Below are 17,569 nucleotides of genomic sequence, written 5' to 3'. Positions count from 1 at the left end.
CATGGATGCCTTTATTTTTAAAGTCCTGATCTTTGTGGTGCTCTTTTGTATTGGTTGGGGCTTCGGTCGCCATATCGAACAAAAGCATCTCAAAGAACTCGAAGCTCAAGAAAAGCGATTGGCGCATATTCGCATAGACAACAACCGCTTTAAAACTACTGAACATTTCGGACAACTGATTTCAAGTAATGTAGTGATTTCACATGATTATTTTAAATATGTGATTGCCAATATTCAGAACTTCTTTGGCGGACGTTTAACCAGTTATGAAAGCATCGTCGATCGGACACGTCGTGAAGCCGTGGTGCGTTTAAAGCAAGAAGCTGAAAAGATGGGCGCAAACCAAATTATGGGCCTGCGTTTAAGCACCACTGAGTTGGGTATGCAAGGCGGCATGGTCGAAGTCTTTGCGTATGGAACAGCAATTCAAAAGAGAGACATCTGATCTCTCTACTTCTCCCCAATTCATTTTTACTATTTAATTTACTTTACACAATGTGTTTTCAAACTCTTCATAACTCACATTTTCATTGCGACAAACTTTAAAGCAAACTTCATTAAATTTCTTTTCATCAATATTTGGATCATGATAACTAAATGCAACATCTCCAGCATAAGCACGTGCCAGATCTTGCACCACAATGTCAGCTTTACATCCATATAAAGTTGGACATGCCTCTAATGTTCCTTCGTAATACTCTTTACACTGAGTCGGTTCGACATCCACCTTATTGGGTTTTTGCATCGACACATTTAAACCATTTTCATTCATTAGAAGAAAATATTGAAGTTTTCTAAATGGTTTTAAGTCAATCTCGAGTCCCGAATGATTGATACGAGCCAATTGATCTTTGTAAGAATTATGATCATCTGAGATTAACTCTGCATTACCAGCTTTATCGATTTTGATAAAGCTATAGTTGACAGGCATATATGCGCCACTCCCCTTATGTGCAATCACTTCGATCAAATGATCTTTCGCAATAAATGCGCCCGTAAATACAGTCGATTCAACACTGGTCAGCAACTTACCTTTCACTAAAACACAATATCCAAAACATTGATCTTTGAATCTAGCCTGATCGCCTTTAAAATCATCAACAGGATGAAATTCAGCTCGCCATTTAAAATCACCAATTTTATTCGAGCTATAAGGTAATTTATCAACATCTGAATCTTGAGGATTTTGACTGTAATACTCAGACTTCAATAATCCTTTTTCATCAAACAGTGCTTCGATCGGTAACCACCCCTCATTTGGTCCTCGCATAACAACTTCTGCACTCGCCGCTTCAACTTTAGGTTCAATCTCAACAGATTCAATAACGGGTTCTGATACAGTTCCTATTTCTTTTTCAGGCTTTTCGAGCGTTGACTTCTGCTCAATTTTTTGAGTTTTCTGTTTAAAATAAAAATATGCCATTGTACCGATTGCACCAATGATTGCGCACAAACTGATGGCTATTCCCCATTTGTTAAAATTATTCTTTTTCATTTCTTATAATCTCGTTACTCATTAAAAAAGTCACTGTTAAGAGTGACTTTTAAACTATTTAAACTTGATAAAATTTACTTCACTTTGGTTTTACGAATCATTTTATATAACGTTGTCGGTGATAATCGAGATACCCAAACACCGAGCTTTTCTTTAGAACCACCCACCACGATGTATTCTTCCCCACGTTGCAAAGATTGCACCACCGTTTCGGCAAACTCATTGGCTTCTAGACCATTTTCAATGGCTTCATCCTGATGCCCTTGTGGCTTGCCTACACCATTGAGTGCATTAAATGAAACATTGGTTTTGACAAATCCGGGGAATATCACCGATACGCCCACCCCTTGATCCGCAACTTCCGCACGTAGACTGTTCGCCCACATATGAATGGCAGCTTTTGCAGCAGAATAGGTCGCGCGGTATTGTGTCCCTAATAAGCCTGCAACACTTGAAACAAAAGCAATTCGACCAGACTTTTGTGCTAAAAATGTCGGTAAAACGGTTTTGGTTAAATAGACTTGCGAAAAATAATCTACTTCCATGATGGCACGTTCAGTTTGCATAGTCGTATCCGTAATCAATGCACGCTGACTCAATCCCGCATTATTGATTAGCCAGTCAATTCGACCTTTATGCGCAAGGACTTGTTCATAAGCATGGCGAACTTGTTCTTCATTGGTAATATCTGCACACACTGAAAGATGCTTATCTGGATGTAATAATGAAACCCGGACTTTTTCCAACTCTTCAAAACGACGTGCGGTCAAAATGACCTGCGCCCCTTGCAAAGCACATTCTTTTGCTAAAGCTTCACCCAAACCTGACGATGCCCCAGTAATCCATACCACTTTTCCGTTCAAATCATCACGTTTTGCCATTTTGACATCCTTTTAAATAACTAATTTATTCATTTATATGTATTTTATGCTTTACGTAGTACAGGCTCATTGTTCAAAAACACCATAAAATGGTCAAAATACTGACTCATCGATTGTGCATCATAAATTTTGCCGAGTTTATCGAAGCGTTTATATCCGAGTTGCGTGGTGAGATTGATGACACCGGTTAAAGTTTTATCCACCACCATGTTAAATTTCAGCATTTTTTTCGGTTCTCGCACCAAATGCGTCACCCCGGCATCGACCACTTGTGTAAATGCCTTCAATGCGAGTGGGACATATTGATTCTGCCCTTCTTTCATTTGACTGACATAGGCAAGCAAGTCGGTGGCTAAAGAGGCATCGATCGGATAATGCATATAATGCTGACCATCTTCGCTGTAAAAACGTCCATATAAATAATTTACCATCGGTACAAGGCGGTCATTGCTGAAAAAAGACACCGACCACGGCATATATTTACGGGTCGTTTCACGTATTTGCTGAATAATTTTTTCGGATTCATTGTCTCCAGACTTATTCATGCGCGCCATTTGGCCAAAAACTTGATCTAAAATTTCACATGCAATATCCGCTAAATTATCCCCTAAGGCTTTGGACTGACTTTCTGTTTCACCTGCATTGAGTTTTTGATGAATCATCTCAAAACGTTGATATGTCGTAGGTTGAATCTTTAACGAAATAGAATAAGTCATTTGATATTGCTCCTTTTATCTTAGTTTTGGGATCAATGGATACTTCTTATCTTAGGTCCTATCATACGGACTCTTTTATTTACTGCCAAATCCTAAAAGTTAACATTCGCCCAACATCCCTAATTCACCATTTTTTTTGCTACAATAGATCTAATTTTTTATCCACTTTTGATCTGTTTAGACTATGACTGATTCAGCGCAAAATATTGCTACGACCTACGATCCGACCGAGATCGAAAAAAAATGGTACAAGACTTGGGAAGAGAGAGGCTACTTCAAGCCATCTCAAAAAGGTGATTCATTCTGTATTATGATTCCGCCACCAAACGTCACTGGTAGCTTGCACATGGGTCATGGTTTCAACAATGCCATTATGGATGCGTTGACTCGTTATAACCGTATGTCTGGCAAAAATACCCTTTGGCAGCCGGGTACTGACCATGCCGGTATCGCAACGCAAATGGTTGTTGAACGTCAATTGGGCGCTGAAGGCATCAGCCGTCACGACCTAGGCCGTGAAAAGTTCATCGAAAAAGTGTGGGAATGGAAAGAACAATCTGGCGGGAACATTACCCGTCAAATTCGTCGTCTAGGCTCATCTGTAGACTGGTCACGTGAACGCTTCACCATGGACGAAGGTCTTTCTAACGCGGTTAAAGAAGTCTTTGTTAAGCTACATGAAGAAGGCTTAATTTACCGTGGTAAACGCCTTGTAAACTGGGACCCTAAACTACAAACTGCCCTTTCTGACTTAGAAGTTGAGTCTGATAAAGAAGAAGCAGGTTCACTTTGGCACTTCAAATATTTCTTTGAAGACAAATCAATCCGCACCCACGATGGTAAAGACCACATCGTTGTGGCGACAACACGTCCTGAAACATTGCTTGGCGATACCGCTGTTGCAGTTGCACTGGATGATGAACGCTATGCAGCGCTTGTTGGCAAGAACATTATCTTGCCAATTACAGGCCGTGCAGTTCCAATCGTTAAAGACGAATATGTAGACAAAGAATTTGGTACAGGCTGTGTAAAAATCACGCCTGCACACGACTTCAATGACTATGAAGTGGGCAAACGCTGTGAACTTCCAATCATCAACATCTTCAACAAAAATGCTGAAGTTCTTGCTGAGTTTGAATACATCGCAAAAGCGGGCGAGCAAATTTCTAAAACCATTCCTGCACCTGCGGACTACATTGGTTTAGACCGTTTTGAAGCACGTAAAAAATTGGTTGCTCAAGCGGAAGCTGAAGGCTGGTTAGACCAAATTCAACCATATACCTTGAAGCCACCTCGTGGTGACCGCTCAGGCGTGATCGTTGAGCCACTTCTAACAGACCAATGGTACGTAAAAATTGCACCACTTGCTGAGCCTGCAATTAAAGCGGTTAAAGATGGCGACATCAAATTTGTACCTGAGCAATACAGCAACATGTACATGGCGTGGATGAACAACATTCAAGACTGGTGTATTTCACGTCAATTGTGGTGGGGTCACCGTATCCCTGCTTGGTACGATGCTGAAGGCAACGTATTTGTCGGTCGCGACGAGGCTGAAGTTCGTGCGAAAAATGGCATTGCGCCTGAAGTTGAATTGAAACAAGACGAAGACGTGCTTGATACATGGTTCTCTTCTGGTCTTTGGACGTTCTCAACTCTAGGTTGGACTGGCGACGCTGCGAAAGATAAAGAAAACTATTTCTTAAATACTTTCCACCCGACTGATGTACTGGTAACAGGTTTCGACATTATCTTCTTCTGGGTTGCCCGCATGATCATGATGACCATGCACTTCATGAAAAATGAAGATGGCACACCGCAAGTTCCGTTCAAAACTGTGTATGTACATGGTTTGGTTCGTGATGGCGAAGGTCAGAAAATGTCTAAATCTAAGGGCAACGTGCTTGACCCATTAGATTTGATTGACGGTGTTGATCTTGAAACTTTAGTACAAAAACGTACCACAGGTTTGATGAACCCGAAACAAGCCGCGAAGATTGAAAAATCGACCCGTAAAGAATTCCCTGAAGGTATTCAATCTTACGGTACAGATGCTGTTCGTTTCACATTCTGTGCGCTTGCAAACACAGGTCGTGACATCAAGTTCGACATGAAACGTGTTGAAGGTTACCGTAACTTTGCCAACAAAATCTGGAACGCTACCCGTTTCGTGATGATGAACTGCGAAGAGCAAGTGATTGGTCAAGAAGTACGTCAAGACCTTTGGGAATTGCCTGAACAATGGATCGTGAGCCGTCTGCAAAAAGCGGAACAAGCGGTGCAAACAGCATTTGCGACTTACCGTTTAGACTTGGCTGCACAAGCGATTTACGAGTTCATTTGGAATGAATACTGTGACTGGTATGTAGAGCTGACTAAGCCTGTTCTAAATGATGAAAACGTATCGGTTGAGCGTAAAGCTGAAGTGCGTCGAGTCCTACTTGCTGTAATGGAAGCGTCTTTACGTTTGGCTCATCCGTTGATGCCTTACCTAACAGAAGAAATCTGGCAAACACTTGCGCCGAAACTCAACATTTCTGGCGAAACCATCATGTTGGCTCAGTACCCTGTTGCAGATGAAGCGAAAATCAACGAACAAGCTGAAGCAGATATGCAATGGCTTCAAGGTTTGATTGGTGCGGTGCGTAACATCCGTGGTGAGATGGGTCTAGGTAATGCTCGCTTGTTGCCTGTTCTACTTCAAAACACGACTGATGCTGAAAAAGCACAGATCACACGTATTGAAGCGTTGTTCACTGCGTTGGCTAAAGTTGAAAGCATTACTTTCCTTGCTGACGGCGAACAACCGCCATTGTCTTCATCTTCTGTAGTCGGTCATGTATCTGTATTTGTTCCAATGAAGGGTTTAATTGACCCTAAAGCGGAATTGGGTCGTCTACAAAAAGACTTAGACAAGGTTCAAAAACAGCATGACCAAATTGCGACTAAACTTTCTAACGAAGGTTTTGTTGCGAAAGCACCTGCTGCTGTAGTTGAAGGTGAGAAAGTGAAACTTGCTGAATTTGCTGACCAGTTAGCGAAGATTAAAGCGAATATGGAGCAGATTGCGGCGCTTTAATGTGTTGTTAGTTTGATCTAATTTGTGTATAAAGGGCTGATTATTCAGTCCTTTATTTTTTAAATGAAAAAATTTGAATTTTTATCTAATCTCAGCTCACCATTTTTCAAAAAAGGAAATAACTTACTCACAATAATTACTAAGTTAAGGGAAACAAACGAAGATAAAGAAAAAGAGCAGGAAGAAAGACTAAAGAAACTCTATTATATTGCTGTTAAAACCCGTAATTTTGAGATTACTCAATTAGTTCAACGAAATAACTTCTTTATGATTTTTCAAGGTGTTCTAATTGCTTGTATTATTTATTCAAATAATACCGTCCCATTTATACATACAGCTGTTTGTTTTGTAGGTGTTTTTATATCATTTTTTCAAATGCAAATCGCCGCTGGGGCAAAATTCTGGCAAGAATATTGGGAGATTCAAGTATATGAAGCTGAGGAAAGATTAAGAAAATTTTATGCAGATGTAAAAAATACTACAGATTTTCATACTCTATTCAATAAAGATTTAATTGAAGTTAAAAATAGTATCTATACGAATTTCTATAAAGATAAAGAAAAAAAATCAAAATATTGGAAAGAAGAAATAATAGATGGTACTACAATTAAAACTTTTAAAGCGCCTGCCGAATTTTGGAAAAAAAATTTTATAGTCGATTTTCTTATAAAATACTTTCCTTTTACTAGATCAAAAACTCGAATTTTAACAAAACCATCGGTTAGTAAAATCCCTGTACAAACCGGAAGATTACTATTAATTAGCTGGTTGTTCTTATTTATATCGTCTACGTTTATTGGTGATTGGATTTATAACAATACGATATCACATCGTATCTTCACGGGCTTCCCAGGTAAATCCGTAGCTAGTATAGATATTCGCAATCAAAATCTACCGCCTAATCGAGATGATGGTTACGATGATAATAGATATAAAGAAGAAGATTCAGCATATTGCATCTTTAAATGGTGCAAAGAAAACATAGAGAAATAAATATGAGTGGTTATGATTTAGAACAAAAGCTTGTTATTGGTTTAGCTTCAAGTGCTTTATTTGACTTAGATGACTCAGATACAGTTTATAGAACTCAGGGCGAGTTAGCGTATCGAGAATACCAACGTGAACATGAAAATACTCTTTTAGATCCGGGTGTAGCGTTCCCATTTATTCAACGTTTACTTAGTTTAAATAGTATTTTTCCGAAAGATAAACCATTTGTTGAAGTCATTTTGCTTTCTCGAAATGATCCTAACACGGGTTTACGTGTTATGAACTCAATAGAACACTATGGGCTAGGTATTAAAAGAGCTATATTCTTGCAAGGTCGTACGCCTTATAAATATATTGATGCCTTAAATATTAGTTTATTTCTTTCAGCAAATGAAACAGATGTGAATCAAGCAATTACAGCAGGCTATCCGGCTGGTCTAATTCTAAAAGGACAAATATTTGATGTAGCGCATGATGAAGAACTTCGTATTGCTTTCGACTTTGATGGAGTTATTGCTGATGACTCATCAGAACAAGTCTACAAAGAAAGTGGACTTGGCGCATTTATTGAAAATGAAAAAAACCTTGCGGATCAACCTGCTAATAAAGGCCCATTACATAAACTTTTGAAAGAACTCTCTACTCTACAAAAAGCGGAACTAAAATATCAGTCCCAAAATTTAGATTATAAAAGTCGTTTACGAATTTCTATTGTTACTGCTCGCAATGCACCTGCCCATAAACGAGTAATCAATTCTTTACGCTCTTGGGGCATAGAAACAGTAAATGAAGCCTTTTTCTTAGGTGGAATTGAAAAACGTAAAGTTTTAGAAATTTTGCAACCTCATATATTCTTTGATGATCAAGTTACTCATCTTGAAAGAACCGCTGAAAGTATTGCTTCTGTTCACATTCCATTTGGAATAGCTAATAAAAAAACTGAATCTAAACAAGTTACTGTATCTAATAACACTGAAAAACTTGCTAGGGAAGAAAACTAATTTTTCTCCCCTCACCCCAACCCTCTCCCATAGGGAGAGGGAGCGGCATTTGATTTTATACCTGCATAAATTTTAAAGGTGAGTTCCCTCTCCTTTTAGGAGAGGGTTAGGGAGAGGTATTTTTTAATTCAGTACACACATTCCACAAATCCTCCAACACCACATCCCTCCTATCCAACACATCATGATTCCAATACCGCACCACCGTTAAATTCAAAGCCTCTAAAAACTTGGTGCGTTCAGCATCATATTCAATCGCATCATCCATTCCATGCTGACCGCCATCTAGCTCAATCACCAAACCAATTTCATGGCAGTAAAAATCTACAATATAGGGCTGAATCACATGCTGACGACGAAATTTAAGATTCATAAATCGTTTGGCACGTAAAATTTGCCACATCAGGTGTTCTGCATCGGTGGCGGTGTGTCGCATGGATTTGGCGAATTTTAAAAGTTGGGGGTCGAGTTTATTGTTCATTGCATTTTGCTTTTTATTATTTTATTTAGATTATCAAATTTTATAACCTCTCCCTAGCCCTCTCCTACAAGGAGAGGGAATATTCATTATTAAGCCGATTGACGGTATTTAATTAGATGCAGCTCCTTCTCCCTATGGGATGAGAAGCACTGCTTCGCAAGGCGGATGAGGGAAACATGCTTTTAATAAAAAAAGTATCAAAGCACCCCATTCTCCAGCAACACCTCCAACCCTTTCACCTTCTCCATATATTTCAGCCGTTCTTTTTCCCACTTCACTTGTTCTTTCAATACCGAAACATCGCCATCAATCACCTTAAACACATCTTTCACCTGCATATTTTTCGGCTTCGGTTTTTCACTCCAGTGGAAACTATCCGTGATGTCATCGATCTGACTGGCTAAGCGTTGACTTTGCGCTTCAAGCGCCATTTTATAAAACTTTAAATGTTCATCTGTTAAGGCTTTTGGGCTTTTGCCTTTATTGGTCTCAAGCTGTAATTGCAGCTTTAATAAATAAAATAAATCCTGTGCTTCATGGGCTTGGTTCACCACTTGCAGCAATTCAGTTTTTTCCGCTTTTTTAGCTTCATCAGGTTCACGGTCTGGGTGAATCATGGCTGTGATTTTTAAATACACGGTTTTCAGTGATTGGTTCACTAACTTTTCAGCTTGCTCGCGCTTTTGCGCTAAGCGTCTGCGCTGATGCTCTTCTTTCTCACGTTGATATTGTTCGCTGTCCCACGCTCCATAAGACTCATGTTGTTCTGCAGCGTCCAGTTCTATATCAACATGACTATATGTGTTTAGCTGTTCTGCTTGTGCTGACTTGCCCTTTTTATTCGGCTTTTGATTATGCGCATGATGCTGCTGATAAAAAGCATCGACCTCCGAGACTTTTTCAAGTTCGGCAGTATTTAAGTAATTGGATTTTTTCAACTGCTTTGCCAGTTTCGTAAGCTTTGCATCCAGCTGAGCTAAATCTGCTTTGGCGAAGTCTTCTTGCTGTAGATGTTGCCAAAGCTGAGTTAGTTGACGGTAGTACACCGCATGCAAATCACGATAGATCGGTACAAGTTTTAACTGAATATAACTCTGAAACTCACTTTTGGCATTTTGCCAAAGCGCTAAGTCTTGTTTTTGCTGTTCAATTTGCTCAATCAGTTTATTCAGCTTTTTATGCTGCGAGGATAAAGCTTCAACATTCGGGAGTAAACTGACTTTTAACTCAAAAGACATAAGCAAATTTAACGCAAAAAGAAAATTATAGCCGATCTAAGTACTAAACTTATGAGCACCTTATATGACTCAACAATGGATTTTGGTCCATTAACGCTCAAACCGTTGTAAATATTGACTCAACTCTTCCCGAACAACCACCTCATGCCCTGCATGACTTCGACTTTGTTCCAAGAGATGCTCTGAGTCGATCACCACCACGCGATGACCATCCGCAATTAAACGATCTACGCCTTCAAAGAGCATTCGAACACCAACATCGTGTATCAAAGAAATATTGGTCAGATCTAAAACGATATGGTTAGTCGCAACAGGTTCATCTTCTAAGATCCGCAGCAACATTTCCGACTCAGTAAATTGCAATACACCACGCAGTTCATACACCACCACAGAATGATCTATCCCGCAGGTATAGCGACTTTGGACGATCGTTTGCGCTGAAGGTGTTCCCTCCATCACATGCAGTCCCATGTCCTTAGACAGTCGTTCAAATATTTCGACGCCTCGAACACTATTCCCATGTGTATCGAGTTTCGGGCTAAAGACTGCCAACCCAACCTGCCCTGGCAAAGCCCCCATGATGCCACCGGCCACACCGCTTTTGGCAGGAATACCGACCGTTGTCAGCCAATCTCCCGCAGCATCATACATGCCGCAAGTCATCATCACACTCAACACTTGACGCACCACCGAACGTGACAGCAATCGTTTACCTGTGGCTGCTTGCACGCCACCATTGGCAAGCACGCTGGCCATTTTTGCCAAATCTTTAACCGTCACTAATATTGCACACTGACGAATGTAACCGTTCACCACATCTTCAGGGTCTTCTTCAAGTACACCGACTGTGCGCAGCATGTAACCGATCGACAAATTTCGAAAAGCCGTCTTCACTTCAGACTGATAAACCGCTTCATCAAAACTCAGCTCACGCCCCGCCAGTTCACTTAAAAATTCACGGAGTTTTTCAGCTCGAGTGCTGTGCTCGTCATGCGGTAAAAGTGAATGTGTGGTGATTGCCCCTGAATTGATCATCGGGTTTTTCGGGGTATTGCTTTGTGGATCGAGTGCAATTTGATTGAATGCCTCTCCCGATGGCTCCACACCGACCTTTTGTAAAACGCTGTCTAGACCAAGATGACGAATCACTAAGGCATAAGCAAAAGGTTTAGACATAGACTGAATGGTGAACTCGACTTCATCATCACCTGTAGAATAAATCGTGCCATCTACGGTAGATAGTGCCAAAGCCAGTCTATTCGGATTGGCGTTAGCTAACTCAGGAATATAATCTGCCAAAGCTCCGTGCTGATTGGCATCGCAGGCATTGAGGACATGCTGTAAATAATCTGGAACAGGCGTTTTCATAAGGGCTATTTTTTGTTGTGTGCTTTTTTATTTATAACAAATTGAGCTGCATCTGTATAAGTCCTTATGGTGAAGACGTGTTCTGAGCTAAAACCTGTATGTGCTGTATATTCAAATGGTGCATCATTTCTCGAATAAAAATGAAATAACTAAGTTGAATGATTGCCTGCTCACCAAATAGATTTTGATAATATTCGGTATGTTCAATCATTTCATTAAAGCCATGTTCAAAGCTTTGTCGGTCAATGCGGGGCGCATGTTCAAAAAAGGTTTGCGCCAATATATGCAACATCGTGTCATTCGACTGAGCATAGCGCTGCGTCTGATAATCGAGCTGTAATCGTTCTAAAATTTCTTCAATTTCATAGATCAAATATTCAATCGCTAAAGCATCGAAGCGCTGATGTCGGACACATTTTTGCACCAAAGCGACTAAGCCATGATCAAAATGAATATTCCGTTGCTCGGTCTGAAAGTCGAGCTGCGCTAATCCGAGCTGAAATTGTAATTGCTGCATAACTATCGTTTAAATTATTTAATCTTCTGCCAAGTTTAACTCACGAAAGCTGCGTACTTGGTTACGACCTTGTTGCTTTGCCATGTACAGCGCTTGATCGGCCATACGCGTGACCACAGCAGACGGTGTCCCCTCAATCGCAGTTGCTACACCGAAACTTGCACTAATCTTCAACATTTGATAGTTGGCTATCATGGTTTCAGCTTCATGAATGGCCAATCGACAGCGTTCAGCCACCTCTATCGCCTGTTCTAAACTCTGATTTTTTAAAATTAAAATAAATTCTTCACCGCCATAACGTCCAACCACATCTTGTACACGAGTATTGTCATTTAAAATTTGAGCAACACGTTGTAAAACGGCATCTCCTGCATCATGTCCATATTGGTCATTGATCAATTTAAAATGGTCGAGATCAAGCAAAACCACTGCAAATTCAGGCTGTGTCTGTCTGCTGAGTGTATCAAGTTCATGACTAACATAACGTCGGTTAAACACATTGGTCAGCCCATCGACACGGCTGAGGACTTCCATCTTTTGTTCACGGTGTCGCCACTGTAAAAGTAAAATCTGAAAAAATACTGCACTGACGATCAATATAGGTAAATACAACTCCGCCATACTCATCAGCCAAAAGGCATTGTCGTAAAACTCACTCTGTTTTAAAGCTGGGCTGAAAATCGGTGCATATTCTAGATGGTCAATCGAAGTTTGATAGCAAATGTAGCCAATAAACAGTGTGATCGGAAATGTAATACTGAGCATAATTGCAGGACGATAAAAAACCAAACCGACCATCAGCAGATTGACCGTCCCCGCCATAGTGGCAGGACTATAGATCCCGATCATATAGCCACCATAGATCATGCCGATCCCAAACAGGACGGGCGCAAAATAGCTAAAAAACAGTCTAAAATTTAAATATTTTTTGAAATAAAGACTGAGTACTGCCAATACGCCATAACTGAGTAGGACTATACAAGCGACGATGATCCTCAACTTGAGTTCACTCGGATTAAATCAAATCCGATTGGTCGAATAATAAAAATTCATGATGCACCACTTCAACACGCTGACTTGACTCAGCATGCCAAAGATGAGGAGTAAACGCCCTTTATCATAGTCAGACCAATTGATGATGAGATAGTCCGATTCAAATAAAAGATGCTTCAACTTACGCCATTGTACGCCCCAGTTCGTACAGACAGCATTGCCCCAGTTTCTCCCCATTAATCTACTTTTTTATTTTATTATTTCGCTAGTTATACAAGGTTTTAACTTCAAAAAGAATGCCTATTTTCACAATTAAAAATGCAACATTTAAAGCCTTTAAACTTCACTTGCAACACTATTCAAATTACTTTTCCGTTATTTTTTTAGCTCAATTGGTCACTTTTTTATTTTTGAAATAACACGGTTTATTATTCTAAACGCTCGGTGAATAAGATCCCGTTCAGATGATCGACCTCATGTTGTACGATCCGTGCAGGAAAGCCATTCAGGGTTTTCTCTTTGACTTCACCTTGAAGGGTCAAATATCGCACGTGAATTTGCTCGGCTCTCGGGACTTGCCCTCGTGCATTCGGCACACTTAAGCAGCCTTCTTCACCCAAAACCGTGGTCGTAGATCGAGATGTAATCACTGGATTCACCATCACGATCGCCTCCATTTCAGGCGCATCGGGATAGCGTAAATTTGCACGTGAAGCCACGATAATCACCCGCTTTGAAACATAAATTTGCGGCGCGGAATGCCTACGCCTTGACGCTCAAGCATAGTGGCATGCAGTGTTTCACTTAGTGCAGTTAACCATGCAGAACCTATTTCAGATGCTTGTACCTCTGCGGCAGTGAGCGTCAAAATTGCTTCACCACGCTGTGCAACAGCAGCAACATAACTCATGTTTTTATCCTTTTAAGTCTAGCGGGCTTAAATTACGTAAAAAAAACAATCATGCAATATGCATTATTATCGGTTCTGAGTATAAAACAACAGCATGCTATGGCTTTGAATCTTTTGTGGTTTATATAGAGCACAAAGTAAAATAGTAGATCATACTACCCTATACCATTGATATTTATCATTTATACATCAAGGTACGCCATTATCTATTAGCAATCATTCTTTAAGTTAATGCGACTTTATCTATATTATTTTGTTCTTAATTAATGATATTTTCATAACTATAAGTTTTTAATAATGCAACAAAGTTTGATTATTCAATAAAAATTTGAATCACTAAAATCGTCAAATGCTATTTGCTGCTGGAAAATATTTGCATGGAAGCTCAGCCACGCCTGACTCGTCAAGATAAACGCACACTCGGACTGTCATCCCTCGGTGGCGCACTTGAGTTTTATGACTTTGTCATTTATGTGTTTTACGCCAAAATTATTTCGGAACTGTTTTTCCCCACTGGCCTCAGTCCATTTTGGGCGATGTTGAATACCTACGGTATTTTTGCAGCAGGATATTTTTTCCGCCCATTGGGTGGTGTCGTAATGGCGCATTTTGGCGATTTGATTGGTCGTAAGCGTTTATTTAGTTTGTCTATTTTACTCATGGCTCTGCCTACACTGATGATTGGTGTGATGCCGACTTTTGAAAGTATTGGTTATGCAGCACCACTTTTGCTCCTACTGATGCGCGTGATTCAAGGGATCGCGATTGGTGGTGAAATCCCTGCGGCATGGACTTTTGTTTCAGAGCATGTGCCTGAGCAAAAAATTGGTATCGCCAACGGCCTACTTACTGCCGGCTTATCTTTGGGTATCCTATTGGGCGCACTGATGTCTTTGTTTATTTCATTACAATTTACAGAGTCAGAAATCCATGACTGGGCATGGCGGATTCCATTTATTCTAGGCGGGATCTTTGGTTTTGTTGCGCTCTATCTCCGCAGTTATTTAAAAGAAACGCCTGTATTTAAAGCCATGCAAGAAAAGAAACAATTGGCTAAAGAGCTTCCTGTGAAACAAGTGCTGCAACAGCACAAAACAGGCGTTGTGATTGGTATGCTGTTTACATGGTTCTTAACAGGCTGTGTTGTTGTGCTGATTTTAGCGATGCCGAATTTACTCACGGGCGCCTTTGGTTTTGAACGGGCCGATGCCTTTAAAATGCAAAGTGCCGCTATTGTGATGCAAATGGTCGGTTGTATCTTGGCAGGTCTTTTGGCAGATCGCTTCGGTGCGGGCAAAGTGATGCTGTTCGGTTCCCTCCTTGTCGCGATAATTGCGGGCGTGTTCTATAACAGCTTGGGCCATGTGGCAGCATCGACCGTGTTTGCGCTCTATATGTTGCTCGGTTTGGCATCAGGTACAGTTGGTATGGTGTCTTATAGTATGGTGAAAATGTTCCCTGCACAGATTCGTTTCTCGGGCATTTCATTTTCATACAATTTGGCCTATGCCATCGCGGGTGGTATCACTTTGCCATTGGTTCAATGGTTGACTTTATACAGCAACATTGGCGCCATGTATTATATATGGAGCGTCTGTTTGGTGACCTTCTTTACTGCGATGCTTTATCGTCAACGTTTTGAAAAAACTTCGCACTAAAAATAAAAAAGCGGTCAATGACCGCTTTTTTTAACTTGCTTTCAAATCAATTCAGGCTTTTAAATTTTTACGTAATTCATCTTCTACAATTTCAATCTCAAGCTGACTAAAACGACGAATTTCACCTTCTGCATGTTTTTCAAGTAATCCACCAATCAGTGGAACTTTGACTTTCACCGTCCAGTCCAAATTGAAACTCACTTGTGTTGCATCACCACTGACACTTCGTTTACAACTGGCTTCGAGCGGTAGGTTCGGATCTAGTTTGACGTCAGAGGTTAATGCCGCCAAATTACTAATATCCGTACGTTTCAGACGAAACGCATCTTTTAAAAACTTCTTGGCAATATCTGGAATATTTACATCCAAGTTATAGGCACGTTTTAAGGTATACATATCACCTGTTTTTTTTGATTCTAAAATTTCTAGATTTTCACCCGGTATGCGTTTGCACACCGCTTCATGCAAGCTGATATCTGCGGCTAGTCGTTTAAAATCTTCAAGTGAAACGCCATGAATTGTGGCATTGACGGTAAATTGATGTGCCATTCTCGTAATCCTTCAGGTCAATATTGGTTTTATTGTTTTATTTCGCCCAGTCTACAGTTGCTAAAACTGTGCTTTGGATTAAATCGGAAAGCGCTGTGGCTGTCATTGACCTGAAACCAAACTGAAAAAACAGAATTGCCATACTGCAACTCATTGGACTCTGCCTTAAAGGACTTTTTGATAGATTTGCCCATGCTGATCTTTAAACTCGAGCTGAAATTCCCAGCCCGCATCAATTTTTAAATACATCTCCGCGTAGGACAACTTTGCGTACCAATGACCAAAGTCGAGGCTTACAATATCAAAGCGGGCTTGTTCAGGGAGCTGTTGCATTGGTTTTGCATGTATCAAAGCGCTGGGTTCAAAAGACGTGCAGTGCGACCCATAATCATGAAAAAGTTCGAAACATAGCTGTTTAAAAATTTTAAATGTTGAATCTTTGGGATCAAGTTGCGTCATTGCTTTAATAGCTTCCCATTTTCATTTCTTCTTGCGCTTATTTTTATATTTCTATAACAAATCTTTGTGGTACTGCTTTTATAAATCTCAGTTTAATTTAAGCTGTTAATTTAACAGCATGCTATGCACTACACCATCCCGATCACGGTGTACCAATTTGATCGGTTGTGAATAATCGATCAAGATGCTTTGGTGTTTATAACTGATTTGGATGCCGTATTCATCTGCACCATCATCCAAACCGCTGATGCTACATTGCGTCCCTTGTGGAAATGCCTTGAGCCATTCAGCGTTATACACATCAGCAATTTGCTCAAACTGAAAAAAGCTCGCCTTTTGCTGCAGTAGAACCGTAGCTTGTCGGTCAAAACGCAGTTGCTGCTCAAGTTGAAAGTCGATAATCATGACTCTGCACGCTCTTTACATATTCATCGGGTTCAGACTAGCTGCAATCAGAAAATAAGCTTTGCCATCACCCGATGATCCTTATAAAGCTTTCATCGCCTGTTGCTGCTGTTTATTTTTGACTTGTGTCCATTGCCACCAACCAAATGCCGCCAAGCCCACAAAACCAGCATAGAGCGCCGCAGTGAGATACAGGTCTTTGTATATAAACATACCCACATAGATAATATCGACAAATACCCAAAGCACCCAAGTAGCAATATGTTTCCGGCTGGTCCAATACGTTGCGAGTAAGCTAAACGCGGCCAATTGTGCATCCAAAATTGGCACGGCTGCATCGGTAAAATAGTGCAAACTTAAACCAAAAATCAAACCACCCACCGCTGCTAAGAGCATTTGAAAGATCACGAGTTTGGTCGCAATCGGTTCAATACGAATGTCATGATCTTGTTGTTTGCCCTTCAACCAATGATAGAAACCATAGAAGTTCACCACTACAAAGAAAAACTGCAAAATGGTTTCACCATAAAGTTTGTAGGTATAAAACAGGTAGGCATACACTAAAAAAGCTGCAAAGTTAAACCACCAACACCACATATTTCGCTTAATGGTTAAAGTCACCCCGATTAAGCTAATAATGACTGCAAAAATTTCTAAGTTTGACATGGTTGATTGGGCCTTAAAAAAGCTGCAGCTATTATGGAAAAAATCAGCCCAAAGGCAAGCTCTATCCCCCACTATTTCATATCAACTCTGTAATTTTTAAATAAAACCACTCATCCAACTTACTTTGATTTTGATGTTTTGAACGCATCAGTTTTGACAGTTT

Annotated in this window: 18 protein-coding genes and 1 pseudogene; 5 read left to right on the top strand and 14 right to left on the bottom strand. The window is 40.3% G+C overall.

All coding sequences use genetic code 11. The features are described 5' to 3' along the window. Window position 1 precedes the first annotated feature (1 nt). Window positions 2-445 carry a YbjQ family protein gene (locus tag M5F03_RS11020; protein ID WP_249708344.1) on the top strand — a complete coding sequence of 148 codons (444 nt, stop codon included), beginning with the start codon at window positions 2-4 and terminating at the stop codon, window positions 443-445. A gap of 33 nt (window positions 446-478) precedes the next feature. Here M5F03_RS11020 and M5F03_RS11015 read toward each other — a convergent pair whose 3' ends face one another. The 3 genes from M5F03_RS11015 to M5F03_RS11005 all read right to left on the bottom strand — a co-directional run bounded on the left by M5F03_RS11015 (window position 479) and on the right by M5F03_RS11005 (window position 3,092). Beyond that, window positions 479-1,495 (bottom strand): hypothetical protein, encoded by a 1,017-nt coding sequence (locus tag M5F03_RS11015; protein WP_180129190.1) that lies wholly within the window; start codon window positions 1,493-1,495, stop codon window positions 479-481. 74 nt (window positions 1,496-1,569) lie between these two features. After that, window positions 1,570-2,376 carry an SDR family oxidoreductase gene (locus M5F03_RS11010; RefSeq protein WP_249708342.1) on the bottom strand — a complete coding sequence of 269 codons (807 nt, stop codon included), beginning with the start codon at window positions 2,374-2,376 and terminating at the stop codon, window positions 1,570-1,572. A gap of 44 nt (window positions 2,377-2,420) precedes the next feature. Next, window positions 2,421-3,092: a hypothetical protein gene (locus M5F03_RS11005; RefSeq protein ID WP_249708340.1), complete on the bottom strand. Its 672-nt coding sequence runs from the start codon at window positions 3,090-3,092 to the stop codon at window positions 2,421-2,423. Between the two features lie 184 nt (window positions 3,093-3,276). On the opposite strand from M5F03_RS11005, the gene M5F03_RS11000 reads away from it, so the two are divergent. From M5F03_RS11000 to M5F03_RS10990, 3 genes are all read left to right on the top strand, one after another. Continuing rightward, window positions 3,277-6,171 (top strand): valine--tRNA ligase, encoded by a 2,895-nt coding sequence (locus M5F03_RS11000; RefSeq protein WP_249708338.1) that lies wholly within the window; start codon window positions 3,277-3,279, stop codon window positions 6,169-6,171. Between the two features lie 63 nt (window positions 6,172-6,234). Further along, window positions 6,235-7,164 (top strand): RipA family octameric membrane protein, encoded by a 930-nt coding sequence (locus M5F03_RS10995; RefSeq protein WP_249708337.1) that lies wholly within the window; start codon window positions 6,235-6,237, stop codon window positions 7,162-7,164. Between the two features lie 2 nt (window positions 7,165-7,166). Beyond that, window positions 7,167-8,162, top strand: coding sequence for a 5'-nucleotidase (locus M5F03_RS10990; RefSeq protein WP_249708336.1), 996 nt, complete (start codon window positions 7,167-7,169; stop codon window positions 8,160-8,162). A 106-nt stretch (window positions 8,163-8,268) separates the two neighbouring features. Here the strand turns inward: M5F03_RS10990 and M5F03_RS10985 are convergent, their stop codons facing one another. The 7 genes and pseudogenes from M5F03_RS10985 to def all read right to left on the bottom strand — a co-directional run bounded on the left by M5F03_RS10985 (window position 8,269) and on the right by def (window position 13,669). Further along, window positions 8,269-8,643: an endonuclease domain-containing protein gene (locus M5F03_RS10985; protein ID WP_249708335.1), complete on the bottom strand. Its 375-nt coding sequence runs from the start codon at window positions 8,641-8,643 to the stop codon at window positions 8,269-8,271. Window positions 8,644-8,840: 197 nt separating this feature from the next. Further along, the gene (locus M5F03_RS10980) at window positions 8,841-9,881 is read right to left on the bottom strand and encodes a molecular chaperone DnaJ (RefSeq protein WP_249708334.1); all 1,041 of its coding nucleotides are present in this window, start codon (window positions 9,879-9,881) and stop codon (window positions 8,841-8,843) included. 90 nt (window positions 9,882-9,971) lie between these two features. After that, window positions 9,972-11,249: a glutaminase gene (locus tag M5F03_RS10975; RefSeq protein WP_249680436.1), complete on the bottom strand. Its 1,278-nt coding sequence runs from the start codon at window positions 11,247-11,249 to the stop codon at window positions 9,972-9,974. A gap of 64 nt (window positions 11,250-11,313) precedes the next feature. After that, on the bottom strand, window positions 11,314-11,766 hold the full coding sequence (locus tag M5F03_RS10970) for a hypothetical protein (RefSeq protein WP_249708333.1): 453 nt from the start codon (window positions 11,764-11,766) through the stop codon (window positions 11,314-11,316). 18 nt (window positions 11,767-11,784) lie between these two features. After that, the gene (locus tag M5F03_RS10965) at window positions 11,785-12,765 is read right to left on the bottom strand and encodes a GGDEF domain-containing protein (RefSeq protein ID WP_249708332.1); all 981 of its coding nucleotides are present in this window, start codon (window positions 12,763-12,765) and stop codon (window positions 11,785-11,787) included. Between the two features lie 21 nt (window positions 12,766-12,786). Beyond that, window positions 12,787-12,996, bottom strand: a complete 210-nt coding sequence (locus M5F03_RS10960; RefSeq protein ID WP_249708331.1) for a hypothetical protein — start codon at window positions 12,994-12,996, stop codon at window positions 12,787-12,789. Between the two features lie 191 nt (window positions 12,997-13,187). Beyond that, window positions 13,188-13,669, bottom strand: a pseudogene (def, locus tag M5F03_RS10955) (peptide deformylase). 377 nt (window positions 13,670-14,046) lie between these two features. Here def and M5F03_RS10950 point away from each other — a divergent pair. Continuing rightward, window positions 14,047-15,327 (top strand): MFS transporter, encoded by a 1,281-nt coding sequence (locus tag M5F03_RS10950; RefSeq protein ID WP_249708330.1) that lies wholly within the window; start codon window positions 14,047-14,049, stop codon window positions 15,325-15,327. A 51-nt stretch (window positions 15,328-15,378) separates the two neighbouring features. On the opposite strand, the gene M5F03_RS10945 is transcribed toward M5F03_RS10950, so the two are convergent. The 4 genes from M5F03_RS10945 to pnuC form a co-directional block, all read right to left on the bottom strand. Next, window positions 15,379-15,876, bottom strand: coding sequence for a DUF2505 family protein (locus tag M5F03_RS10945; protein WP_078192225.1), 498 nt, complete (start codon window positions 15,874-15,876; stop codon window positions 15,379-15,381). 165 nt (window positions 15,877-16,041) lie between these two features. Then, on the bottom strand, window positions 16,042-16,209 hold the full coding sequence (locus M5F03_RS10940; RefSeq protein WP_249708328.1) for a hypothetical protein: 168 nt from the start codon (window positions 16,207-16,209) through the stop codon (window positions 16,042-16,044). A 231-nt stretch (window positions 16,210-16,440) separates the two neighbouring features. After that, window positions 16,441-16,740 carry a hypothetical protein gene (locus tag M5F03_RS10935; protein ID WP_180023193.1) on the bottom strand — a complete coding sequence of 100 codons (300 nt, stop codon included), beginning with the start codon at window positions 16,738-16,740 and terminating at the stop codon, window positions 16,441-16,443. 81 nt (window positions 16,741-16,821) lie between these two features. Then, window positions 16,822-17,406: a nicotinamide riboside transporter PnuC gene (gene pnuC / locus M5F03_RS10930; protein WP_249708326.1), complete on the bottom strand. Its 585-nt coding sequence runs from the start codon at window positions 17,404-17,406 to the stop codon at window positions 16,822-16,824. Between the last annotated feature and the right edge of the window lie 163 nt (window positions 17,407-17,569).

The organism is Acinetobacter amyesii (assembly GCF_023499985.1).
Lineage (GTDB): Bacteria > Pseudomonadota > Gammaproteobacteria > Pseudomonadales > Moraxellaceae > Acinetobacter > Acinetobacter amyesii.
This window is presented reverse-complemented; position numbering and strand designations above follow the sequence as displayed.

What these genes read in the sequence shown, in the direction of transcription:
- M5F03_RS11020 (WP_249708344.1), top strand. Translation starts at nt 2, where the DNA reads ATGGATGCCTTTATTTTTAAAGTCCTGATCTTTGTGGTGCTCTTTTGT.
- M5F03_RS11015 (WP_180129190.1), bottom strand. Translation starts at nt 1,495, where the DNA reads ATGAAAAAGAATAATTTTAACAAATGGGGAATAGCCATCAGTTTGTGC.
- M5F03_RS11010 (WP_249708342.1), bottom strand. Translation starts at nt 2,376, where the DNA reads ATGGCAAAACGTGATGATTTGAACGGAAAAGTGGTATGGATTACTGGG.
- M5F03_RS11005 (WP_249708340.1), bottom strand. Translation starts at nt 3,092, where the DNA reads ATGACTTATTCTATTTCGTTAAAGATTCAACCTACGACATATCAACGT.
- M5F03_RS11000 (WP_249708338.1), top strand. Translation starts at nt 3,277, where the DNA reads ATGACTGATTCAGCGCAAAATATTGCTACGACCTACGATCCGACCGAG.
- M5F03_RS10995 (WP_249708337.1), top strand. Translation starts at nt 6,235, where the DNA reads ATGAAAAAATTTGAATTTTTATCTAATCTCAGCTCACCATTTTTCAAA.
- M5F03_RS10990 (WP_249708336.1), top strand. Translation starts at nt 7,167, where the DNA reads ATGAGTGGTTATGATTTAGAACAAAAGCTTGTTATTGGTTTAGCTTCA.
- M5F03_RS10985 (WP_249708335.1), bottom strand. Translation starts at nt 8,643, where the DNA reads ATGAACAATAAACTCGACCCCCAACTTTTAAAATTCGCCAAATCCATG.
- M5F03_RS10980 (WP_249708334.1), bottom strand. Translation starts at nt 9,881, where the DNA reads ATGTCTTTTGAGTTAAAAGTCAGTTTACTCCCGAATGTTGAAGCTTTA.
- M5F03_RS10975 (WP_249680436.1), bottom strand. Translation starts at nt 11,249, where the DNA reads ATGAAAACGCCTGTTCCAGATTATTTACAGCATGTCCTCAATGCCTGC.
- M5F03_RS10970 (WP_249708333.1), bottom strand. Translation starts at nt 11,766, where the DNA reads ATGCAGCAATTACAATTTCAGCTCGGATTAGCGCAGCTCGACTTTCAG.
- M5F03_RS10960 (WP_249708331.1), bottom strand. Translation starts at nt 12,996, where the DNA reads ATGGGGAGAAACTGGGGCAATGCTGTCTGTACGAACTGGGGCGTACAA.
- M5F03_RS10950 (WP_249708330.1), top strand. Translation starts at nt 14,047, where the DNA reads ATGGAAGCTCAGCCACGCCTGACTCGTCAAGATAAACGCACACTCGGA.
- M5F03_RS10945 (WP_078192225.1), bottom strand. Translation starts at nt 15,876, where the DNA reads ATGGCACATCAATTTACCGTCAATGCCACAATTCATGGCGTTTCACTT.
- M5F03_RS10940 (WP_249708328.1), bottom strand. Translation starts at nt 16,209, where the DNA reads ATGCAACAGCTCCCTGAACAAGCCCGCTTTGATATTGTAAGCCTCGAC.
- M5F03_RS10935 (WP_180023193.1), bottom strand. Translation starts at nt 16,740, where the DNA reads ATGATTATCGACTTTCAACTTGAGCAGCAACTGCGTTTTGACCGACAA.
- pnuC (WP_249708326.1), bottom strand. Translation starts at nt 17,406, where the DNA reads ATGTCAAACTTAGAAATTTTTGCAGTCATTATTAGCTTAATCGGGGTG.